The following is an 18,239-nucleotide window of genomic DNA, read 5'->3' on the forward strand; positions in this document are numbered from 1 at the left end:
CCAGCCCATATCGCGCTGTTGAACGCGGCCCTCAGGGTTGCTGTCCGGCATTCTGACCTTCTGGGGCCGCACGCGTTTCAGGAACTGACCGAGGCGCTCGCTCCGTTCATCCCGTTCACCCTCCTGGGGCTAGTCGCTCCAGAGGGCGCTGGGTGGACGAGCGTTTGGGGTAAAGCACCTGGGAGCCAGGCCTCCACTCCGACACCTTCTGCGCATCCTCGGCTGTTTCAGCAGATTCAAGAGCATGTCTTCGCCGCTGGGGGCGTCTTGCCTCGAGAGTTGCAGGAGCCATGCGACATTGCGCCAGAGGATGCTGCGAGCGACGCCGGGCTCCGAGCTCATCTCGCCATTGCAGTGTGTGGCCCTCGCAAATCCGATCTCGTCCGGCCCATTCTAGCGGCCTTGGTACTCGTCCATGATGCGCGCGGAGCCATCCGCGAAGCTCACGCCGCTCCGCTGCACGACTTGGCCGAGATGCTCGGTGAGAGCATCCAGCACCATTTGCGCGTCGAGGACAGCACCTCACGGCAGTCTCAGAAGAGTGCTGAGCGACATCTCGGGGCGAGCCTGCTCGAGCCGATGTTGCAGAGCGGCGCACCTCTCCTCATGTTTCGCCTCGATACAGTGGCCGGACGGCTGATCGACATCAGCCCCTCCCTCGAAACCCTGCTGGGATATTCACGAGAGGAAGCGATTGCGACGCCTGATTTTTTGCGTGTAATTCAGTTCGACGCTGCCAATCTCGACGCATTCGATCCGTCGAGTGCCCAGGCTTCCCGAGGTCCCGGAACACCATGCCGTGACGTAGGGTTGAGGCATCGAGATGGTCACACCGTTACATTCCGGGGGGCCATTCGCCCCGTGTCCTCGGAAGAGGGGGCGTTCGTGGGGGTCGAGGGCGTCTTCGTTGACGTCAGCGCGGAGGGTTGGCTGCGCCAGCGCCTCGGCCAAGCGGACAAACTCTCTACCTTGGGGTTGCTGGCGGCTGGCGTAGCGCACGAGATCAACAACCCGGCAGCGTTCATCATGCTCGGGTTGGGGGTGCTGGAGCGCACGTTGAAGGGGAGAGATGTCCGGATGGAGGGGACCGCCGCTTCCACGGTCGCCGACCTTTTACAAGAACTGCGCGAGTCCATTCAGCGCATTGCAAGCATTGCGGACGATCTTCGATCCTTCACAAAGCAATCGTCGACCGAGCCGAACAAGCTGGTGCTCGTCGACGTCAATCGAAGTCTCGAGTCCGCCCTGAATCTGACCCGTGGTCGGATCGTGGATCGCGCACAGCTGGAGGTGCGGCTATCTGACGTCCCCCTCGTGCAAATGGCGGAAGGGCGTCTGGGGCAAATCGCCGTCAACCTGCTGGTCCAGGCGGCCCAGTCGATTCCCAGATCCGGATCAAAGCAGCGCACACGCGACCATGTGATTGCCGTGGCGTCTCGCAGCGACGACCAGACGGTCGACATCGAGATGAGCACCACAGGGAGCACAATCCCGGCAGCGAAGCTCCCGCATATCTGGGACGCACTCGCACCAGGCAATTGGCCTGACGCCGGCAACACCCTGAATCTATCGAGCTGCCGAGAGAGTGTGGAGCAGGCTGGAGGCACCCTCCGCGTGGAGAGCCCGATCTTTGCGGGAGGCCCCGAACGCGAGCCCTATGGCACACGATTCGTCCTTTCTATGCCCGCTGTAGGTGCCCAGATCAAGCCCAGCGAGGTGGCCGCGACAGTGATGCCTGCGGCGCGTTCCTCGCGTGCGCGACTGCTCATCGTGGAAGATGAGGCCCCTCTGGGGCGCGCCCTGTCCGATCATCTCGGACGCGTTCACGAGGTGACGCTTGCATCGAGTGCAGATGATGCGCTCAGGCTCCTGGCGGAGGGGAGACATTACGACGTCGTGATGTGCGACCTCCGCATGCCGGGCATGTCGGGCGAGGCCTTCTACGCACACATCGCCGAGTCGGACCCCGAGCTCGCCCGCGGCCTCATCTTCATGACCGGAGTGGGCTTTGGAGAAGACGTGGAGCGATTCCTTGCAACCTGCGGCCGCCCGCTCCTGGAGAAGCCGTTCACGGCTGACCAGGCCCTACAGGCGATCGCCGAGGTCAGCGCGCGGCGAGGACGTTGAGGTCGTGGACATCCCGGTCACTGAATCGTCGAGCTCGATGCCCACGGGGCAGTGATCGCTGCCCTCGACGTTCCGTTGGATGAAGGCGCTGCGCAGAAAGGGTCGTGCCGCGGGCGAGACCAGCACATAGTCGATGCGCCAGCCGATGTTCCTCGCGCGAACCCCGAAGCGCTGACTCCACCACGTGTAATGGTCCGGCCCTGGCTCGAAGACACGAAACGTGTCGATCCAGCCCTGACGAATCCAGCGATCGAACTCCTCGCGTTCGACTGTCGTGAAACCGCTGTTTTTCACGTTGTCTTTGGGTCGTGCGAGATCGATCTCCCGGTGGGCCGTATTGAAGTCGCCCATGACCACGATGGGCACTCCGCGGGCCTTCTCGTGCTCGAGGAGGTCGAAGACGCGCTGGTAGAAGGCCAGCTTGTAGGGAACACGGGAGAGGTCACGGTCCTTGCCGTTTCCGTTGGGGAAGTAGGCATTCACCACGAGGAGCCTGCCGAATCGGGCGAGCTGGAACCGACCCTCATCGTCGAAGCTCGCTTCCCCGAGAGAGGTGAGCACCTCCTCCGGCTTCGTGCGGGAGAACAACGCCACACCGCTGTAACCTGGCCGCGTCGCCGCGGAGAAGGCTCGATGCCAGCGTCCGAGCCCCTTCAAACACTCGTCGAGCTGATCCTCACGCGCGCGCACCTCTTGCAGCCCGACGACGCTTGCGCGTGAACGTGACAGCCATGTCTTGAAGCCCGTGACGCGCTCGGGCTCCTGACGCTTTGCTACGGGGTCGGCACGGGCCTCTCCCTTGCTCCAGCAGCTCCGGAGGCCATTGACGTTCCAGCTAAGGAGCTTCATTCACTCAGCGTGATCGGGACGTAGAGCGCGCGGACCTTGCTGAGCGCCCCGTCGCGTGTATAGCCAGCGAGGCCATACAGCAGGTTCCACCAGTGTCCTCCTGGCGTCTCGCCGTAGGAGAAGAGGGGGAAGAAATGGAACTGCCAGTCCTTCCCGCCACGCACCCGTTCTTCCTTGTAATAGGTATTCAGCGCGAGCTGGGTGACCGTCCCCTCGGCCTTGTTCGCGAACCTGTAATAGAACGGCAGAATGACCGTCTGGCGGGAGTGAGGCGAGGCGAAATCCCATACGATGGGGGCCAGCACGAGATGCGTGCGGCTGTATTCTCTTCCCACGTGGAAGAAGGGGTAAATGCTGGTCTGCCACCCCGTCAAATCGGTCCGGTGACGAATGAGCGGCGTGAGCCAGGTGGTGTCGCTGATGCCAGGTCGATGAAACCGACCGTAGAAGGGGAAGATGGCGATGTCGTCGCTACGCGGTGAGGTATTGCGATAGTAGAACGGCAATATCAGGCGGCGATCGAGCTTGATGTCTGGATCACGATAATGCCAGTAAAGAGGCGTGATCATGTCGAGCTCCGTCCGCCCGCGGTACCGCGCATAGCCCCAGGTGGCGAACGTTTGCTCGTTGTTTTCGCCGCGTGCGTTGACGAATAGCGGCGTAATCAGGAGGCTGGAGTTGCCTTTGTAGCCGTAATGAAAGAACGGGAACAGGGTCGTATGGTCCTCGTTCTTCCCCCAGCTGTGCCAGTAGAAGGGCATGATGTTGAAGACATCGCCCTCGCGATCGTGCTGGCGCAGGAACGGACCCCACAGGTTCGTCCAACGATCGCCGACGTCGTTGTAGCTATAGTAGTGGAGCAGCGGGGGGATCAGCTCGTATTCGGTGGTCTCGTCGCGACCATAGAAATAGAACGGGGCGACGCCCAGATCGATCTTGTCTGCCGTGCGCGCGTCGCATGCTGGCCCGCCCCGCCATTTGCAGAACAGAGGGCCCGCGAGGTTGAATCCCCGCGATGCGGTGTGCTGATTGAAGGTGAGCAGCAGAGGGACGTGGAAGTAGCCGCTCCCGTCATCGCTCTTTCCTTCGAAGAAGAAGGGAAACAGCCAGTTGTCGTGGCGGCCGGGGCGAGCGGGTTGCCCTGGGGCGGCGGGCCTCCCCTCGGACTCTCTGTGCATGAAGGGACCCACGATGGTGGTGTGGGTGTCCTCGTCGCGTAGGCGCCAGAAGAAAGGGAAGAGGACGTCAGCGTCGACGTCCGTGCTCCGGCGCTGATAGAACAGCGGCGAGATCAGCGTCGCGCGGTCATTCGGCATCTTCCGCTCGGCCCAGAGGGGGAACACCGTCTGGAACTGATAGGAGCCGCTTCGCTCGCGGTAATAGAGGCCGTACCAGTCGCGATCGATCTCGGCGCTCTGCCCGATCACGGGTTCGTTCTGATCGTTGCTGCCGATGTGTCGGCCCACCGAGGGAGGGACCGCGAGCGGGTTCTCCGGCAGTGAAGGCTCCTGCGTCTGCCCTTGGAGCATGCCTTCCTCGGTCGAGGCAGCATGCATCTCCGGCTCGCCAGCTTGACCCGGGGGGGGCGAAGGGCGTGAGGAGGGCGGGGGGCCAGGCGGGCCAGGGGCGGGAGGGAAGCCTTGCGCGATGGCCGTACTTGGCGCCAACGCTGCGAGGATCGTCAACGCAAGGGCGAACCCGTACCGCGCCGATCGCGAACCGCGGATCGGTGTGGAGACTCCCAGTTCCGGGCCCGTGGCTGGCTGGGGAGTGCTCGGGAGGACCGCTCCCCCGCTCAACGGTTGCCCCGTGGGTGGTTGCTCTCTGGGGCGGGCTCGCTGACCCGATCGGCGAGGATTCTCGCCGCGCCTTCGAGCGGGATCTCCTCCTGTGCGTGACCGATCAGGTCTTTGACCGTGATCACTCCGCGTTCGATCTCCGCGTCGCCCAGGATGATGCAGAACCGCGAGCCCAGTGAATCCGCGCGTCGAAGCATGGGCTTGAGGCGTGCGCCTCGCCCGTCGAGCTCTACGCGTACGCCGAAGGAGCGCAGCTCGCGCGACAGCACCAGCGCCTTGTCGCCTGCGGCAGCACCGATCGGTGCGAGATAGCACCCGGGCCCGCGGCGAGCAGGGGGCTCGGGCGTCACCGTCAGCAGCCGCTCCAGACCCATCGCGAATCCGATTGCGGGCACCTTCGGGCCACCGAGGCTCTCGACCATGTTGTCGTAGCGTCCGCCGCCGAGCAAGGTGCTCTGGGCGCCGAGATCGGAGCCGATGGCTTTCACCTCGAAGAGCGTCCGCGTGTAGTAGTCGAGCCCGCGCACCAGGCCTGGGTCCACCACGTAGGGGAGACCGAGGACGTCGAGTGCGTGCTGGAAGCCCTTCCAGTGAGCAGCATCTTCCGCGTCCAGCATCTCGAGGATCGAGGGGGCCCCCTGGGCGGCCTCCTGATCGCGAGGGTCCTTCGAGTCGAGGATGCGCAGAGGATTGCGCTCGAATCTGCGCTGCGAGTCTTCGCTGAGCCGATCTCGGATCGGTGTGAAGTACTTGAGCAGCTCGTCCCGGAAGCGCGCTCGGGTGCCCGCAGAGCCCAAGCTGTTCACGTGGATGGCAACGCCTGGGACGCCAATTCTCCGCAAGAAGCTCGACACGAGATCGATCATCTCCGCGTCGCACACAGGACCTGCGTCGCCCAGGACCTCACAGCCGGCCTGATAGAACTGACGGTAACGGCCCTTCGCCGGTCGCTCACCCCTGAACATGGGGCCGAGGTAGTACCAGCGGGTGATCGGCTCCTTGGCGTGGATGGCGTGCTCGACATACGCCCGAGCCGCGCTGGCCGTCCCTTCGGGGCGCACCGTGAGCTGCTCACCGTGCCGCTCGAAGGAGTACATCTCCTTCTCGACGACGTCGGTGGTCTCTCCCATCTGCCGGCTGAAGAGCGCCGTGTGCTCGAGGAGCGGCGTCCTGACCTCGGCGTAGCCGTACAGCTCCGCGTGGAGGCGGAAGTCGGCTTCAAGCTGGTGCCAGCGCTGCACCTGCTCGGGCAGGATGTCGTTCATCCCCCTGACCGCGCGGAGATCCATGTTGGCGGGCGCTTATGGTCGGTGCGGGCGAGCGGGTCAAGCTGGTCGGACGCCCCCGAGCCGAAAACCGGATGCGCCTCGGCTCTGGACGCCTACGAGCGGGGCCCCGTCACGAGGCAAGCTGAGGCGAGGCACACCACGTGAGGTGGGTGCACGAGCGGTCCGACCGGGCTATGTCTTGCGGTGGAATGGTGCGCAAGGACAGCGGTCTAGATGAGGGGCGGGTCGCAGCGATCGACCTAGGCGCAGCGCGGATTGGGGTCGCAGTGACCGACGAGCTCGGCCTGATGGCGCATCCGAGGCCGCCTCTCGACGGCTCGACGGGTAAGGCGGTGCTCGAGGCGCTCACCTCGCTGGCGAGGGAGGAGGGCGTGAAGCGGTTCTTGGTTGGATTGCCCCTCAACCTCGACGGACGGGAAGGCTCTGCGGCACGCAAGGCGACGACCTTTGCCCAGGAACTCGCGAACGCCACCGGGATCGCCGTGGAGCTCGTGGATGAGCGGCTCAGCACCGTGGAGGCATCGCGCCGCCTGCGGGAGGGAGGGGTGAACAGTCGTCGTGCGCGGAAACGGATTGATGGCGCTGCGGCAGCCGTGCTGCTGCAGGCCTGGCTGGATCGTCGTTCAGGGCAGTGAGGTGTCTCGTTGCTGGCCGCGGTCAGCGCCGGTCCCCTCTCGTGATCAGATAGGCCCCGACGGCGCCGCCGATGGCGATGACCAGCATGATGATATCCCAGACGGGCCAGGCCACACCGGCGGCACGACGCAACACCACGGACTCGATGGTCCGCACGAGCAGGGAGGCGAAGCCGTAGCCGCAGAGCGCGACCATCACGGGCGTTCGCAGCTTCTCTGCGAGCGTGACGGACTTCATGCTGTTGTTCCACACCGAGCGAAGCACGTGGCGCGCCGCAAGGATGGTCGGAGAGATCAGCGTGAAGCCGATGCCGAGTGTGAGGATCACGGCTTCGAAGCTGGTGAGGTTGTCCGTCGCCTTGCCCCCGCGCACGAGCCGCACGATGGCCGTGGCGAGGTTGATGAGGCCACCCGCGATGGCGAACAGGCCGAGCACCGAGAGGAGCACGATGAGCGGCCGCGCCATCGAGACTTCCTGCGCCTTGCGGCCTACCACCGTCATGTTGGTGCGTGGCGAAAGTGAAGGTCGTGAGCCGCCGGGAACCGACGGGGCTGCCACATCCAGCCCATCCGAGGGGCTCAGATCGTAGGGAGCGAGGTCGAGATCGAGATCCGCCATCGACTGATAGCGATCGAGCGGCGCCTTGGCCATCGCGCGCTGGATCACCAGCTCCAGCGCTTCGGGGATGGAGACCTCCAGCGATCGCGGTCTCGGCGGATCCTCGGTCAGGACGGCGGTCAGCGTGGCCGTGGGATCGCCGCGATCGAAGGGACGTTGACCCGTGAGCGCACAGTAGAGGATCGCGCCGACGGCGTAGACGTCGGCCCGGTGGTCGACGCGCTCGCCCCGCGCTTGCTCGGGGGCCATGTAAGAAGGCGTCCCCATGATCATCCCGGTCTTCGTCAGGGCGGTGCCGCCGCTGTCGTCGACTTTGGAGATCCCGAAGTCGATCACCTTGGCTGTGGGCACGCTCATGTCGCCGGTAAGGAAGACGTTTTCCGGCTTCATGTCACGGTGAACCACGCCCTTGGCGTGGGCCGCGGAGAGCGCATTGCAGATCTGCCGGACGACCCTCACGGCAGGCCCGACGCCCATCCGCCCCACTTCGTTCAGGTACTCGGCGAACTCTTTGCCTTCGAGGAACTCGCTGACCAGGAAGGGACGCCCGTCCGGCGTGCGATCGACGTCGAACACGTCGACGACGTAGGGGCTCTGCACCGTCGCCGCGGCCTCTGCCTCACGCTGGAACCTCGACAGGACCTGCGGCTGCCTGGCGAACTCCGGGTGAAGCATCTTGATCGCGAAGCGCTTGCTTCCGATGCGGGTATGGCGTGCCTCGTAGACGCGTCCCATGCCGCCCTCGCCCACGACGCGAACGATGGAGTACGTCTGGCTCAACGTCTTGCCGACGAACTCGTCGCGGAGGATGTCGTCCTCGGCATCCTCCAAGGCAGATGCATCACGAGGACAGACCTTGAACTCGCTCGGATAGTGGACGCCACAGGCGGGACAGACCTTGGCCAGCGATCCGCTCGATGTGAACCCGCTGAGGGACTCCGGCGAGGAAGAGTACGACGTTGAGGCGTGTGCGAGTTGCAGGTCCGCCTGCGAGCGCATCGCTCCCACGGGGGGCCGCATGGTGCCGGGCATCGTTCCCCAGCCTAGCCAAAGCGCTCGGGCAGAGGGTGAGATTTCTTGCCTGCGCTCAGCCCCGTGACACGCCGCCCGCGAGGAGGGGAGGGCCAGACCGTTGACCAGGGGATGGAGCTGCGTATACTCCCGCGCCTCCGTGCCTACAGGCCTGACTTCTGTGGGCTCTTGCCGCTCCGGGTGAGGGCTCGCCGTCAGGCGTCACTTGGCCGGTCTCCGCGCACCATCAACCATCCGCGCGGGCCGGGGACTCGGCAGTCCTCGGCGAGGCCAAGAGGGCGTTCGCGCCCTCGATTGAGAGAGCAGAGTCGATGCTTCATCCGGTTCAAAAAGCGACACTCATTCAGCAGTATCAGACCCACGAGGGCGACACCGGCTCACCCGAGGTGCAGATCTCGCTCCTCAGCGAGCGGATCAACCAGCTCCAGGATCACTTCAAGACCCACCCGAAGGATCACCACTCGCGCCGGGGATTGTTGAAGCTGGTCAGCCAGCGGCGTCGCCAGCTCGACTACTTGAAGAAGATCGATATCGAGCGTTACCGCAAGCTCATCGGTCGTCTCAACCTCCGCAAGTGAGCGTCCGTCGCCATCGGTCTCCCCAGCCGGGGAGATGATGGCAGGAACGGCGAGAGCCGTGAACTCACCACCCGGTGGGTTCGCGGCTGTACGCTTTCCATCGACCGGCCAGACCAGTGCGTAACCGGCTTTATTTGCTGGCCACATACCATCAGAACATCTAATGAATTCAGTTGTCCACAGGCGCTGACCGTGAGGTCATCAGCTCATGTGGATATTCGCAGTACGACTGAATGACCTACTTTCGAGGGTCTCGCACGATGGTAGTGCGGTGCCTTCGTGAGCCACGCTTCCGGGTGCGGGCACGCACGCCTTCATCTTCGCTTCGTGCGCGCGAACTGTCCCTCATCGCGCGCAGGAACCGAGGAAGAAGCGACGCCCTCGCGCCCGGCGTAGCGGCCGCACGCAGCGGCCCTCGCGTACGCGAGAGGAACTGAGAATCCATGTTCGTTCGGGAATCCATCATGGTGGGCGGCCGTCCGCTCACGTTCGAAACAGGCCGATTGGCCAAGCAAGCTCACGGGTCGGTGCTCGTCACCTACGGCGAGACGATGGTGCTCGTCACGGCCGTCTGTCAGGACGAGCGCCCCGGGCTCGACTTCTTTCCCCTCACCTGTGAATTCTTCGAAAAGTCGTACGCGGCTGGAAAGATTCCTGGTGGGTTCTTCAAGCGAGAGGCTCGCCAGCGGGACGAGGAAATCCTCACCTGCCGGCTGATGGATCGCCCCTTGCGACCACTCTTTCCCGATGGGTTCAAGAAGGACACACAGATCATCGCGACCGTCCTTTCGAGCGACAAACTCAACAAGGCGGACGTCCTTGCGCTGACGGGCGCGAGCGCTGCGCTCCATGTCTCCGACATTCCCTGGGGCGGCCCCTTGGCTGGTGTCCGCGTCGGTCGAATCGACGGCGAGTTCATCGCCTATCCGACCGTGGAGGAGCTGGAGCGCAGCGACATGGACATGGTGGTTGCCTGCTCGCGCGATGCCATCGTGATGGTCGAGGGTGGTGCTGCGGAGGCGACGGAAACCGAGATCATCGACGCCCTGATGTTCGCGCACGACACGGCTCAGCCGATCATCGACCTCATCGACAAGATCCGTGCTGCCGTCGGCAAGCCGAAGCGTGAGTTCGCCGCGCCGCAGCTCGACGAGGTGATCAAGAGCCGCGTCGCAGAGATCGTGGATCCCCCGCTCTCGTCGGCCACCCGCGTCACCAACAAGAAGGCGCGGTACGACGGCTACAGCGCGATCAAGAAGAGCCTCACCGAGACGCTGCTCGCGGAGCTGGGCCCGGAGAAGTACCTCGCCGCCGAGCGGCTGGTGAAGGCCGAGTTCGAGGAGCGCAAAGCCCACATCGTGCGAACCTATGTCCTCGACGAGGGCAAGCGCATCGACGGCCGTGATGGGAGGAGCATCCGTCCCATCGCCTGCGAAGCCGGCCTCCTGCCCCGCGTCCACGGCAGCGCGCTGTTCCAGCGTGGTGAGACCCAGGCCATCGTCACCACCACCCTCGGCACGTCGACGGACGAGCAGAAGGTCGACAACCTGATGGGGGAGTCCTGGAAGCGCTTCTACCTCCATTACAACTTCCCCCCCTTCTCGACGGGTGAGACAAAGCCGATGCGTGGCCCGGGGCGGCGCGAGATCGGCCATGGGGCGCTCGCCGAGCGTGCGCTGACGCGCATGATCCCGCCCGCGGACCAGTTCCCCTACACGATCCGCATCGTGTCGGAGACGCTGGAGTCGAACGGCTCGTCGTCGATGGCGGCGGTGTGCGGTGGCTGTCTCTCGCTGATGGACGCAGGCGTCCCGATCAAGGCGCCCGTCGCGGGCATCGCCATGGGCTTGATCATGGAAGGGGACAAATACGCCGTGCTCTCCGACATCCTCGGTGACGAGGACCATCTCGGCGACATGGATTTCAAGGTGTGTGGCACCGCGCGAGGCGTCACGGCCATCCAGATGGACATCAAGATCGCGGGGCTGAGCCGCCTGATCCTCATGCAGGCGCTCGAGCAGGCGCGCGAGGGGCGACTGCACATCCTCGGCAAGATGCTGGAGACCTTGCCCTCGTCGCGTCCGGAACTCAGCCAGCACGCGCCGCGGATCACCACGTTCAAGGTGAAGCCGGACCAGATCCGCCTCATCATCGGCCCCGGCGGCAAGACCATCAAGGGCATCGTCGATCAGACCGGTGTCGCCATCGACCTCGAAGACGATGGAACGGTCAATGTGGCCTCGGCTGACGCAGACGCCGTCCGCAAGGCCCTCGACATCATCAAGGGGCTCACCGCGGAGCCGGAAGTGGGCGCCACCTACAAGGGGACGGTCAAGCGTGTCGCGGACTTCGGCGCCTTCGTCGAGATCCTGCCGAACATCGACGGCCTGCTCCACATCTCCGAGATGGCGCACCACCGCGTCGAGCGCGTCGAGGACCTCTTCAAGGAAGGCGACAGCGTCGAGGTCAAGGTGGTCAGCGTCGAGCGCGACGGGAAGATCCGGCTGAGCCGCAAGGAGCTCCTTCCTGTTCCGGAGGGCATGCCGGAGCGTCCTTCACGGGAGCGCTTCGGTCGTGATCGAGAGAGGCCCGAGCGTGGCGACCGGTTCTCGCGACCGGGGCGTCCGGAGCGTGGGGAAGGGGGAGAGCGCCCCGTCCGAGCCGAGCGCAGCGAAGCTGGAGAGCGCGCTCCGCGGTTCGAGCGGGGTGAAGGCGGCGGAGAGCGCCCCGTCCGAGCCGAGCGCAGCGAAGGCCAGGAAGCGCCTCCTCGTCCCGAAAGAGGCGAGCGACCCGCGCGGCCGGAGCGGCCCGAGCGCGCGACGTTGCGTCGAGGTGACACGATGAGCCGGAGGGCTCCGGAGTCGCACCCCGCCGACGGGGGAGAGGCAGGCGTCTCTCGCAGCGCACCGGCTCCGGAGGAGCGACGGTCGTCACCCGGTGGGGATGACGAAGGTCATGCTCACGGATCGCGTGACCCCGAAGATCCGACGCACCGTTCCTGAGCTCCCCCGGAGCGCACCCTGTCGAGGTGCGCTCCGCCCTGGGCCCAGCGGTGCTGGGCTGACCTGATTCCGCTACATCCGGATCTGCTCGTCGACCCAGCCTTCCACCAGGCGCGGGCGGCGTGCAGCGCTCACAACGCCCTTGCTGAGGAAGATCTCGGTGGGGAGCGGGCGCCCGTTGTACTCGCTGGCCATCGTGAATCCGTAGGCTCCTGCATCGCGAAGGAGCACCCGGGAAGGCAGCGGCTCGGTGAAGCGGTGCTCCCCGAAATCATCGGAGCTCTCGCAGACTGGACCGACGACACGGAAGGGAAGGCCTTCTCCAGGCCCAGGCGGCGCGGCCCGCATCGGCTCCACCCGGTGGTGCGCACCGTACATCGCGGGGCGCACGAGATCGTTCATCCCGGTGTCGAGCACCAGCCACCGCCGCGGGACGACGGCTGCCCGGGTCCTCTTGGCCAGCACCACGCTCGCGCAGAGCACACCATGGGGAGCCACCAGGCAGCGCCCTGGCTCGACGACGACCAGCCGGTCTGCGAACGCCGAGTCAGCGACCCTGCGGGCGATGGCGGCCGCGAAGGCCGCTGGTGGAGGCGGAGGTTCCCGCATCCCGCCGTAGTCGATGCCGAACCCCCCGCCGAAATCCAGGTATTCGAGGCGCCCACCGCTCACCTCGCGCTCCCGGGCCATCCCGAGGAGCAGCTCGACGGAGCGCAGCATCTCGGTGGTCTGCGTGAGCTGTGACCCGATGTGACAGGACAATCCCACCAGGTCGAGTTCCGGCGCGGTGGAGATCTCCTCCCAGGCCAACGCGAGATCCTCCACGGGCACGCCGAATTTGGCCTCATCGTGGCCCGTCGCGACCTTCTGGTGGGTGTCCGCTTCGATGTCCGGATTCACCCGGATCCCCACACGCGCCCGCCGTCCGAGCGCTCTGGCGCGCGCCCGCACCCGCTCCACTTCCTCCACGCTCTCGACGTGCAGCCCCAGGATCCCCCGCGTTCCCGTACCGATGGCGAGATCGATCTCCCAGTCCTGCTTGGCCACCCCGTTGAACACGATCTTCTCCGCGGGGATCCCACTGGCGAGCGCGACGGAGAGTTCACCGCCGGATACCACCGTCGCACCGCAGCCCACGTCGCTCAGCGCCCGCACGATGGGCCCGGACGTGCTCGCCTTCAGCGCGTACGCGACGAGATGAGATACGGCGCCGAAGCCGGCGATGAACTCGGCCGCCGAGGCGCTGATCCCGTCGAGATCGTACACATACGCCGGCGTCTTGAAGCACGGTGTACCGTCGTCTCGTGCGTGGCTCTCGAACAGATCATCCAGCGTCGCGCCACCCATCACGGCTGCGCCTCGAGCATCACGCATCAGCGGCATGACGGGGAGCTAGCGCGGCTGGGCGTGCCGGTAAAGGAGAGCGCGCGCCCCGGCCCAGGGACCTGACCTGCTCGACCGCGAATGTTTCACGCGCGTCTCTCCAGCCCGAGCTGCTGCCCGCCAGCGGGAAAGCAGCCCTCTGGGATGGAGAAAGCGGAGTCCTTCCAGCGAACCCGGCCGTTGTTCCGTGCACGCAGGGACCACCCCAATCTACGTGGCGACCGCACGGATTCAGCTCTCGCGGCCCCAGGTGCCCCCTAACACTAGTGCCCTGGGCCCGGCTCGTGTCATGCTCGCCGCGTGCTCGTACGTAGGGCGAAAATTGTTTGTACGATAGGTCCTTCCTGTGACGACCAGCCCGCCCTGGAGCAGCTGATCCGGGCTGGTATGGACGTGGCCAGGCTGAATTTTTCCCACGGCAGCCATGAAGAGCATGGTCGTCGCCTCACGACGGTCCGCGCCGCCGCCGATGCCTGCGGCAAGCCCATCGCCATCCTCCAGGATCTCTGTGGTCCCAAGATTCGCGCCGGGAAGTTCACGGACGGTGGCTGGCAGGTCGAGACGGACTCGGTCGTCTGGTTGACGGAAGCCGACCGCAACACACCCGAGGCGTCCCAGGGGGAGATCCCCATCCTCTACGAGGGGCTCGCGTTCGACCTGCAGCAAGGGGACGTGGTGCTCATCGACGACGGACGGATCATCGTCACCGTGACGCGGATCGATGGCGAGCGTGTCCAGGCCGTCGTGACGCAGGGCGGGAAGCTGCGCGATCGGGTCGGCGTCAGCCTCCCTGCGCGGCGGGTCCGGCTGGCCACGCTCACGGAGAAGGACAAAGCCGACCTCGCGTTCGGCCTGTCTCACGGCGTCGATTACGTGGCGCTCTCCTTCGTTCGCAACGCAGACGACATTCGCCTGGTTCGGGACATCTGCGAAGCGTGGGGCCGCCCCACCCCCATCGTCGCCAAGATCGAGACCCCTGCGGCCATCGACAACCTCGAGTCGATCATCCTCGCCACCGACGGCGTGATGGTCGCTCGCGGCGATCTCGGCGTCGAATTCAACCCGGAGCGCGTGCCGGTCATCCAGCGAGAGATCCTCGGCCTCGCCCGCACGCATCAGAAGCCGGTCATCGTCGCCACCGAGATGCTCCAGTCCATGGTGACCGCCACAAGGCCGACCCGCGCCGAAGCCAGCGACGTGGCCACCGCCGTGTTCGATGGCACGGACGCGGTGATGCTCTCGCAGGAGACCGCGACCGGGCAGCATCCTTCCCTCGTCGCGAGGATGATGGCGCGCATCATCACCGAGGCAGAGCAGAGTCGCTTCTACCGCTACCGGTTCAGCGAAGGGCCTGGAGAGCGCGCCAGCGTCGCCGAGGCCATCGCGCGCAACGCCTGTGACATCGCCTCCGAGATCGGCGCCCGCCTCGTCGTCGCCTTCACAGAGAATGGCCAGACGGCGCGTTTCGCCTCCAAGGCGAGGCCCGTCGTCCCCATCGTCGCCTTCTCACCGAACGTCACCACCCGACGCCGCTTGGCGCTGCTCTGGGGCGTCGTGCCGTTCCCCATCGACCTCTATCGAGACGCCGATCAGATGATCGAGAACGCGAGCGCGGTCCTCGTCGCCAACGGCATGGTGTCGCCGGGCGACAAATTCGTGGCCGTCTTCGGCGCTCCCGTCGGGGTGGCTGGCAGCACGAACACGATTCGAGTCAAGGTCGTCGAGTGAGCGTGCAGGCGCGCGAGGAACCCCCGCGATCGGAGCCCCGGCCGACGCCGGTCCCGGTCGCAGGGGCCGCGCGCCAGCACAGCCACGGAGGAGACGGGCCCGTCTCCTCTTCCCGGAGCGCAAGCTCTCGCTCGGGGCTGCGCACCGCAGAACCCCAGCGCTCGAACCCCACACCGGCCCTGGTGAGCCTCTCGAGTGGTCCACCGAAGCTCGACAAGTACGAGCTGATCGAGGAGATCGGCCACGGGGGGATGGCGACCGTCTACCGCGCCCGCGACCCTCGGCTCGGGCGCGAGGTCGCCGTCAAGGTCATCCACAAGCACCTCCGAGACAACACGGAGGTGGCCGCGCGCTTCCTCGCCGAGGCACGCGCGGCCGCCAAGCTCCGGCACCAGGGGATCGTCGAGGTCTACGACGTCGCGACCGAAGACGACGGCGAGCGCTATCTCGTTGCCGAGTTGCTCCGAGGCTGCACCCTGCGCAAGCTTTTGCAGAAGCACCCGGAGCTGCCCGCCGAGGTGGGCGCGGCGATCGTCCTCGAGCTGTGCAGCGCACTGGAGCACGCGCACGCCTGCGGGATCATCCACCGAGACGTGAAGCCGGAGAACGTGCTCGTCGAGCTGCCCGAGGATCGTGCCTCTCCTCCAGAGCGCTCCAACGCTTCCGGTCCGCCCGTCGTGCTCATCAAGCTGACCGACTTCGGCATCGCCAAGATCCTCGACACCCAGGGCCTCACCTCGACGGGGCAGGTGCTCGGCTCACCGGCGCACATGGCACCGGAGCAGATCGAAGGTGGCGAGGTCGATGCCCGGACCGACGCCTTCGCGCTCGGTGTCCTGATGTACGAGTGCCTCGTCGGGCACCTCCCGTTCGAGGGCAAGAACCCCGCGCAAGTGCTGCGCAGGGTGCTGGAAGGCGCTTACCCGCCGGCCGATCAGGAACGACCCAGCGTCGGGGGACGCTGGAGCCGTGTCGTCGCCAGCGCGCTCGCGCGAGAGCCCGCGGACCGGATAGCAGGCCCTGGAGCGCTCGCCGAGAGCATCCGAGGGGAGTTCGAGAGCCTCGGCATCGTCGACCCCCGCGCGGAACTCGTCGATTACTTCACCGACCCCGAGGGGTACGTCGCCGCCCACGTCGAGCGGCTGGTGCCCCGCCTCGTGACCCGCGCCGAGAGCGCCCGCAGGAACGGCGATGTGCAAGGCGCCGCAGCGGATCTCAACCGAGCGCTCGCGCTTGCGCCCGATGACCTCACGATCCTCAAGAAGATCTCCAGCCTCACCTCCACGCAGAGCCGGCGCCAGCTCGCGCGCCGCATGGCCCTGCTCCTGATCGGCTCGGCGACACTCGGTGTCGCCTCCTACGGCGTGGCACGGCACTTCCGCACCCGCTCACCGCTGATCGCCCGGTCCGCGCCGTGGCCCGCGGCGAATGCATCAGGTGGGGCGCGGTCGGCCTCGTCGAACGAGCTCCGCCCGACCATCCCTGCTCCCTCTTCTCGCCCCGATGGGAGCGCGCACACACGTCGATTGCGCCCCCCCCTGATCCCGCTCCCCCTCCCTTCGGGCGTGCCTCCCGAGCCCTCGGCGGGCGCTGCCGCTCACCCCAACCAGCGCAAGGTCCACATCGCGGTCATCCCTGGCGGCGCCAGAATGAAGCTCGACGGCAAGGATTTTCGCTGGTTCGGCCGCGACCCGAAGTGGCTCGACGTCGGCGTGCACCACGCCCAGGTCAGCGTCCCCAACTCCAAGTGCTGCAAGCCGTTCGACGGACCCCTGACCGTGACGGCCGCCGACGAGTCGGCTGGAGCTCAGAGCATCGTCATCAAGCTGGAGTTCCTCCCCGCGACGGTGTCCCTCGCCGGCGCACCGGCGAACGCCCAGTACACCTGCCCATCGATCGGCCTCAGTGGCTTCGCTGGGGGCGCGCCGCAGTCGGTGGTCCTCCCCGACGTCACCTGGATAGGCTCCTGCTTGTTCACCCCGCCGACCCAGGACGCCGTCCCCAGCCAGGTCAAGGTGACGCTTCGCTCAGGAGAGGCGAACACCATCTCTTGGCCGTCCAACTGAAGCATTTCAACCCGCCCTGCTCGGAAATCTCCCCGGACCGAAGAAAAGTCCGGTACATGACGGCTCGACGTCCGCATGGCCGCTGAACCTGGAGGAGGGGCAGCCTCACCGTGGCGCTCACGGGCTGCCCGCAGGCTCGGACGGTGGATCTTCGCTTCCACCGTGGCGGCGCTCGCCCTCGCGTCGCCCCTGAGCGCCGCTGCGGACGAGCTGCAGCTCTTCGAGCTGGCGAAGACCCGCTTCGACGGCGGTCAGTACGAAGAGGCCGCCGCGCGCTTCTCGGTCCTGCTCACCCGAGCCGAGCCCCCATGCGGACCTGGGCCGAGCGACCCGGACCACCGCTGCCGCATCACGGACCCTGATCTCATCGAGCGAGCGAGTGCGCTGTACGCGGCGTCACTGATCGCGCTCGGTCGTGGCGCCGACGCGGACGCCATCATCGAGTCCCTGCTCCTCGCCAATCCCGCCTACACACCCAACCCCGCCGTGTTTCAGCCCGAGGTGATCGATCGCTTCACCGTCGTCCGCGCCCGCATCCGTGAGAAGCTCGAAACCTCGGCCCGGGCCAAGGCCGAGGCAGAGCGACAGAAGCGCCTCGCAGCTGGGCGCTTGAGGGAGGAAGAGCAGCGCTGGATCGCTGACCTCGAGCGCCTCGCCTCGGAGGAGCGCATCGTGGAGCGGCGCTCGCGCTGGGTCGCCGCCATGCCCTTCGGCGTGGGGCAGTTCTACAACGGAGACACGGGGCTGGGCTGGTTCTTCCTGGCGGGCCAGGCGCTGACGGGCGCGACCACCGTCGCGTCGGCGTTCGTGGTCGCCGGATACGAAGGCGTCGATGTGTCTCCGCCCCCGACCACCTCGGGGCAAGAGCAATCCATCGTCGACATCGACCAGCTCAACGATCGGATCCAGACGGCGACCCTGATCAACCGCGTCGCGTTCGGCGCCTGGGCCGTGCTGACCGTTGCAGGCATCGTCCATGCGCAGGCCACGTTCGTGCCTGAACGGAGCCGCGTTCAGAAACGAAAGATCCCGCTCCGGCCCCGCCCCACCATCACGCCGTCCATCTCGGCCGCCCCTGGCAACCTCGGGGTCGGCCTCTCCGGGCGGTTCTAGGTTCAGGCTCACGCCCGTC

11 protein-coding genes and 1 pseudogene are annotated in these 18,239 nt (G+C 66.3%); 7 read left to right on the plus strand and 5 right to left on the minus strand.

The window, feature by feature from the left end; all coding sequences use genetic code 11:
* The first annotated feature begins 402 nt into the window (after window positions 1–402).
* On the plus strand, window positions 403–2,127 hold the full coding sequence (locus tag CMC5_RS41645; RefSeq protein WP_218920286.1) for a response regulator: 1,725 nt from the start codon (window positions 403–405) through the stop codon (window positions 2,125–2,127).
* Here CMC5_RS41645 and CMC5_RS18625 read toward each other — a convergent pair.
* The 3 genes from CMC5_RS18625 to hisS all read right to left on the minus strand — a co-directional run bounded on the left by CMC5_RS18625 (window position 2,086) and on the right by hisS (window position 6,064).
* A complete protein-coding gene (locus CMC5_RS18625) occupies window positions 2,086–2,976 on the minus strand; it encodes an exodeoxyribonuclease III (protein ID WP_082362589.1) in 891 nt (296 codons plus the stop codon). The genes CMC5_RS41645 and CMC5_RS18625 overlap by 42 nt on opposite strands.
* Window positions 2,973–4,505: a hypothetical protein gene (locus tag CMC5_RS18630; protein ID WP_218920287.1), complete on the minus strand. Its 1,533-nt coding sequence runs from the start codon at window positions 4,503–4,505 to the stop codon at window positions 2,973–2,975. Before CMC5_RS18630 ends, CMC5_RS18625 begins: the two co-directional genes overlap by 4 nt.
* A 266-nt stretch (window positions 4,506–4,771) precedes the next feature.
* Complete coding sequence (gene hisS / locus CMC5_RS18635) at window positions 4,772–6,064, minus strand: histidine--tRNA ligase (protein ID WP_050431694.1); 1,293 nt, start codon at window positions 6,062–6,064, stop codon at window positions 4,772–4,774.
* A 188-nt stretch (window positions 6,065–6,252) separates the two neighbouring features.
* Between hisS and ruvX the strand changes: the two genes are divergently transcribed.
* A complete protein-coding gene (ruvX, locus tag CMC5_RS18640) occupies window positions 6,253–6,699 on the plus strand; it encodes a Holliday junction resolvase RuvX (protein WP_050431695.1) in 447 nt (148 codons plus the stop codon).
* Between the two features lie 22 nt (window positions 6,700–6,721).
* Here the strand turns inward: ruvX and CMC5_RS18645 are convergent, their stop codons facing one another.
* Complete coding sequence (locus CMC5_RS18645; RefSeq protein ID WP_169796582.1) at window positions 6,722–8,338, minus strand: serine/threonine-protein kinase; 1,617 nt, start codon at window positions 8,336–8,338, stop codon at window positions 6,722–6,724.
* Window positions 8,339–8,661: 323 nt separating this feature from the next.
* Here CMC5_RS18645 and rpsO point away from each other — a divergent pair, with 323 nt between their 5' ends.
* Both rpsO and pnp read left to right on the plus strand, forming a co-directional pair.
* Complete coding sequence (gene rpsO, locus CMC5_RS18650) at window positions 8,662–8,928, plus strand: 30S ribosomal protein S15 (RefSeq protein WP_050431697.1); 267 nt, start codon at window positions 8,662–8,664, stop codon at window positions 8,926–8,928.
* A gap of 443 nt (window positions 8,929–9,371) precedes the next feature.
* Window positions 9,372–11,465, plus strand: a pseudogene (gene pnp, locus CMC5_RS18655) (polyribonucleotide nucleotidyltransferase); the annotation flags it as partial.
* Window positions 11,466–12,002: 537 nt separating this feature from the next.
* Here the strand turns inward: pnp and lysA are convergent.
* A complete protein-coding gene (gene lysA / locus CMC5_RS18660; RefSeq protein WP_169796584.1) occupies window positions 12,003–13,304 on the minus strand; it encodes a diaminopimelate decarboxylase in 1,302 nt (433 codons plus the stop codon).
* Between the two features lie 309 nt (window positions 13,305–13,613).
* On the opposite strand from lysA, the gene pyk reads away from it, so the two are divergent.
* From pyk to CMC5_RS18675, 3 genes are all read left to right on the plus strand, one after another.
* On the plus strand, window positions 13,614–15,041 hold the full coding sequence (gene pyk / locus CMC5_RS18665; RefSeq protein ID WP_050431699.1) for a pyruvate kinase: 1,428 nt from the start codon (window positions 13,614–13,616) through the stop codon (window positions 15,039–15,041).
* A 182-nt stretch (window positions 15,042–15,223) separates the two neighbouring features.
* Window positions 15,224–17,107, plus strand: coding sequence for a serine/threonine-protein kinase (locus tag CMC5_RS18670; protein ID WP_050431700.1), 1,884 nt, complete (start codon window positions 15,224–15,226; stop codon window positions 17,105–17,107).
* 162 nt (window positions 17,108–17,269) lie between these two features.
* Window positions 17,270–18,220, plus strand: coding sequence for a hypothetical protein (locus tag CMC5_RS18675; protein WP_156338715.1), 951 nt, complete (start codon window positions 17,270–17,272; stop codon window positions 18,218–18,220).
* Window positions 18,221–18,239: the final 19 nt, after the last annotated feature.

Origin of the sequence: Chondromyces crocatus (assembly GCF_001189295.1) — a bacterium.
Lineage (GTDB): Bacteria > Myxococcota_A > Polyangia > Polyangiales > Polyangiaceae > Chondromyces > Chondromyces crocatus.